Below are 5,321 nucleotides of genomic sequence, written 5' to 3'. Positions count from 1 at the left end.
ACCTGTCCCGCCGTCGAAGAGGTGAACTTCACGCCCAATTCCAGCGGCTGACCGTCATTGAAGGACGTCGGTGCCGTCGCCGGCGTCGATGCGCTGAACAGGCTGAAATTCTGGGACGCCGTGGTCGAGACGGTCAGGTTGAAGTTTTCGCTGGCGGAGAGGCCGCCTGCGTCGGTCGCGGTGAGCTTGACGGCGACGGTGCCGGCATCGGCAGCGGCCGGCGTTCCGGTGAAGACGCGCGTCGTGGCGTTGAAGCTGAGCCAGGTCGGCAGCGCCGCGCCTGTCGAGTTGGTCGCGACATAGGTCAGGCTGTCGCCGCTGTCGACATCGGTGAAGGTCCCGGTCGGCAGGGTCAAGGAATAGGCCTGGCCGATGACGGCCGATTGCGCCGACGTCTGGGCCGCCAGCACCGGCGCGTCGTTGGCGCCGTGGAGGGTGACGGTCAACGTCGTCGAGGAATTGGCGCCGGCGGTGTCACTCATCGTGTAATTGAACGTGTCGGTCAGCGTGTCGGTGGGGAGCCGCAGCGCCTGGACCGCAGCGTCGGTCTCGTTGATCGTATAGGTGTAGGTGCCGTCGGCGTTGAGGACGAGTCCGCCATGCGCGCCGGTCAGCGACGTGCCGAGCGCGCCCGCGGTGACTCCAAAACTGACCGCGGTGACGGTCTTGGTGTCGCCGGTGTCGGGATCGGTGTCGTTGGTGAGCACGTTGCCGGTGGCCGCGGATCCGGCAATGCCATTGGCGATGCCACCCTTCTCCGTGGCGCTGCCCGTGTCCGCGACTGCTGTCGGCGCGGTGTTCGATCCGCCGACTGGCGTGAACGCAATATCCGCCCAATAATTGCTCGCGTTATATGAGCTCGAAGGAAACACGCCGGCCGTGCTGGTCCCGCCATAGGCATAGACGCCGTTGGAGGCCGCGATCGCCGAGAGCGGGCCGCTCGTGACCGCGCCGGTGAAGTAATTTGCGGTTATCACATAGGCGCCCATGGTGTGGTAGGAGGCGACATAGGTCGTGTTGGCCGAGATCGTGACCGGCGTCGCCAGGGCCATCGTCTGCCAGCCGCTGGCGCTGGTGTTGGTGAAGGTGACGCTGGCGAGCTTTGTGCCTGTCGCGTTCCAGAGGTCGAGTACGTCGGGTCCGTTGTCGTTGGCCGAGCGATAGAATTTCAGCGCTGTCACCTGTCCCGCCGTCGAAGAGGTGAACTTCACGCCGAGCTCGACCGGCGTGTTGTCGTTTTCAGTGGCGGCCGGAATGTTCGCGGCCGAGAACAGACTATATGACGCGCTGCCTGCGGGCTGGATCGTCAGGCTCACTTGAGCGGTGGAGGTTCCGCCGCGCCCGTCCGAGATCGAGTAGGAGAACGACGCCGCGCCGGTGTAGCCGGCATCCGGCGTGAAAGTGATGGTCGAGTTCTGCGGATTGGATTGCGTGGTGAGAGTGACGGTCCCGTGCGAGGCCGCGCTCACCGAAGTGATCGAAAGGGTATCGCCGTCCAAATCGGAATCGTTGGCGAGGAGCTGCGACGCTGCAATGACGACGGCCGAGTTCTGGGCTCCCGTCAAGCCATTGTCCGCAACGGCCGTAGGCGCATGGTTTGTGACCCCCGTTGTGGGGTTGAACATCACGTCGACCCAGAAATTCGTGGAATCGAAGGTGCTCGTCGGAAATTGGCTTGTGGTCGAATAGGCGAAGACACCGGCGGCTGCGGTCAGCGGCCCGCTCTTGACCGGAGAGTCGAAGAACTCTTGCGTATTGGAATAATGCCCCGCATTGGTGTGGTAAGACACTGTATAGATCTGACCCGGCGTGATGGTCACCGGATTGGAGAAGCTCGCGGATTGCCAGCCGCTTTCCGTCTCATTGCTGAAGGTCACGCTCGCGAGCAGCGTTCCGGTGCTCGACCACAACTCGCCCGTGTGCACGCCGGTGTCCTGGCTGCTTTTGTAGAAGCGCACGCCGGTCGCGGTTCCCGTCACCGATGACGAGAATTGCAGACCGAGTTCGACGGCCGACGCGTCCGTGGTGTTGACCACGGCCGGAGTAGCACTTCCGGGAAATACAGTCAGATATGGGAAGGCTCCAACCGTGACGGTCTGTCCGGCGGACGGCGTCTCGAGATTGATGCTGTCGTCGACGGCGCGGGACTCGATGGTCACCGGGCCCGGGACCTGCGGCGACCAAGTATAGGTCCAGTGTTCGTCTCCCGTCGCGGGGTGCCAGCTCGTGCCGCCATCGGTCGAGACCTCGATGCCCGCGATCACGCCGCCGACATCAGACGCCGTTCCGGAAATGGTGACGAGGCTGCCTGCGTTGACGTTTCCGATGGGGTTAATCGTGGAGACCGGCGGCGTATGGTCCGTGCTCGGCGTGCCCTTGATGAGGCCCGACTGCAACGTTTGGGGTTGCACCCCCATGTCGGCGAACAGATTGACCATCGCCTGCTGTACGCGGCTGTCGGTCGGCGTTGCCTCGAGGTCATGATTGTCGCTCAGCCCCCAGGACCAATAGACGGTGCCTGCGCCGAAAACCAGCGCGCCGGACGGCGCCCGATACAGGCTCAGCGAGTGGGTCGCGGTGCCGTTCCCCGTGGTGTTGCCGTAGTCGAGAAGATAGGTGTTGACGTCCAGCGTGGTCGACGAAAGCTGGACGAGACCGGCGGGATCGAAGCCGTTGTCCGGCGTGGTGTCCCATTCGTAACCCAGATAATTCTGGGTCAGGGTCGCCGTCTGGCCGGGTTGCAGATTGGCGACGCTGGTGTTGCGCCAGAATCGGAGATTGGCGTCGTCGTAGGGAACCGTGATCGATTTCAGGCCGATGCTGAATCGCGTGTCGTCGACCGTGAACAATTGTCCCGTGAGACTGTTCTCGGGGGTTCCGGCGCCGGTCTCCGAAGGGAAGCGCGGGTCACGGAACGTGCCGGTCCACTGACTGCTCGGGTCGGTATCCGCATTGGCCCAGGTTTCCTTGTAGGATACCAGCGTGCGGTAATTGGTCTGGTCGCTGCTGATGCTGGGCGCCAACCGCGTCTCCCAGTACATCTCGTTGCCGCTCCAGAATTCCAGGTTGACGCCGGCGTCCCGCGCGGCCTGGACGTTGTTCCGCTGGTTTTCCGTCCAATATTCATCGTGGCCGGAATCCACGAAAACCTTGTGGTTCAAGAGCAAGCTACCGTAGCGGTCGACATCGATGCCAGACATGTAGGAAACGTCGTAGCCGTTCTCCTCGAGCCACGAGATCGAGGAATATTCCGCGCCGAACAGATAGTCCTGCGGCCCGGCGGCGGTACCAATGCCGCCGCGCGTGTCGATCGGACGATTATAGCTCACCTCATAGGCGCGCCCGGCGCCCTGGCCGGTGGCAGGTCCCTCGCCGCCGTAGAAATTAGCGATGCCCCAGCCGTTGTAGGCCTGCCAAGTCTCGTCGCTGGTCTGGAAGACCACGTCGCTGTGGCTGGAATCGTCGCGCACAATGAAGGGAATCTGGTTCTCGCCGGCCGTGCCGTCGAGGCGCGTCAGCTTGGCGATGTAAACGCCCGAGACCGCGTCCGCCGGAACGTCCCAGGTTGCGGAAACCGACCAGTTGCCGGCGTCGACCAATCCTGTCGTGGGGTCGACAAGGGGGTCAGGCTGCGTCTGCAGTCCGGTGTGCGTGATCGTGTCGACCTTGCGCGCGCCCAGTCCGCCGTAATAGCCGAGGCGGTAGATATCGATCCGGTAGTCTGTCGAATTCGTGTTGATCTTGAAGCTGATCGGCGAACCGTGGTTGACGCTGATGTCGGTGGCGAAGCCTTCGATATTACTGTCGCCCGCTCCGTCGATACCCCACTCGCTTTCGGGATTTCCGGGCTTCATGTTCTCGAGGACAATGGGATTGAGGTTTTGCACGCCCTGCAGTGATGCCGCGACGGCGGCCTGTTGCGCCGCTGCCTGTGCTGGCGTCGTGTCCGTAACCGCGCCCCCAAGGATGCCGTAATCGCCGGTCGTGTGGCCGCTGCCGGTCGGGTAGCCGCTGCTGGCCGCGGTTCCGCCGACCAGTTGTGTCGAGACCGGCATGGCAAGGTTGGTCAACAGGGATGGGTTGGCTAGACCGTCACCGGTGATTTGTCCGGCGAGTCCATTGCCGGTCAGCATTAGCTGCGTTGGACATTGATAGAACCCGCACACGCCGCAACAGCTGAGGGGCGTGACGATCGTCAGGGGCTGCGCCACCGTCGGCGTCACAGAACCGCTGCCGGACGGCGCCGAAGTGAGGATCAGGACAGGGGAAGTCGTGTCCGCCGAAGTAGGGGCGGTCGTGAGGTCTGTGGAAGTCCGAGTGAGGTTGGGCTCTGCCGAGGTATCTGGCGCGACGACATCGACTGCTGTCGGCGCCGCCGCGAAACTGTCCGGTACTGTAGACGACGGACCCGCCAGCAGAGAAGCCGTAACCCCGGCAGAAGGAATGGCGTGGGCCGATGTCAACTCGGGAACGATCGCGAGTTGCGCGGAGGCGTTGTCCGGGTCGGATGGAGACCACTCTGTGTCCCCGCGCGGCGGGAGGCGCAAGTTGAAACGCCCATCATTGAGCATTTCGTTTCTTTTGTTCGCTTTCCGAAGCTTGTCTTGCAGTACAGGAGCGCCCATCGCGTTTTCCTTCTCCACGACGGCAGGCAGTTTAAATCCGCCTGCAATGGCTCAAATGATTTCGTCAGGTTCGCATTTAAAGTTAAAATCTAAAGCTAAGTCAATTTAAATATCATTTCAAGATTTAAAATATACGTTACTGACGCAACCAGGGAAACCTCTGAACAACCTGACTGGCACACTTGGATCATTGATTCGGGGGCGCTCGGATGGATCTGCTGAGTTTTGTGTCGATCGATTATGCGGCCAAGAACTTGCGCGTGCTTACCCGAAGAGGGGCAGACTCGGAAGATCAATGGAAATATCGCGAGGTTCGCAACCGACAAGGTTTTCACAGTTTGCTTATCAGTGCGAGCCGTTACCGCCGCGAATGGCGGCGGGCGAATTACAACCCCAGATTCCTAGTCGAAGGCAGGCCGGCATGTGAAGCTGGGTCATATTTGATGCGTTTCGGAGGAGAAGCCCGATGCGCCTTGCATTGCCATATCTGGGAATTTGTCTCTGCGTGTTCCTCGCGGCGTGGCTGTCCTTGACGTTGACCTACTGACGGAGCAGGTCCGCGCCCGGCGTCAGCAGCCGCACATAGGTCCCGCTCTCGTGCAGTTCGAGCCGGCCCTTTCGATCGCGTATCGGATGCTCGCGCCGAAGTCGCCAAATGTGAAGGGTGCGTTGATCTTCTCGATGTGGATACGGCGG

General features: G+C 62.0%; 1 protein-coding gene. It reads right to left on the bottom strand.

The genetic code is table 11. The annotated features are described in order from the left end of the window. Positions 1-4,133 (bottom strand): N,N-dimethylformamidase beta subunit family domain-containing protein (locus UP06_RS22375; RefSeq protein ID WP_502691584.1); only part of this gene is annotated, 4,133 nt, incomplete at its 3' end. Positions 4,134-5,321 lie beyond the last annotated feature (1,188 nt).

The organism is Bradyrhizobium sp. LTSP857 (genome assembly GCF_000938285.1).
Classification (GTDB): Bacteria; Pseudomonadota; Alphaproteobacteria; order Rhizobiales; family Xanthobacteraceae; genus Bradyrhizobium.
Note: the sequence above shows the minus strand (reverse complement) of the source record. Positions and strands in the feature narration are given on the sequence as shown.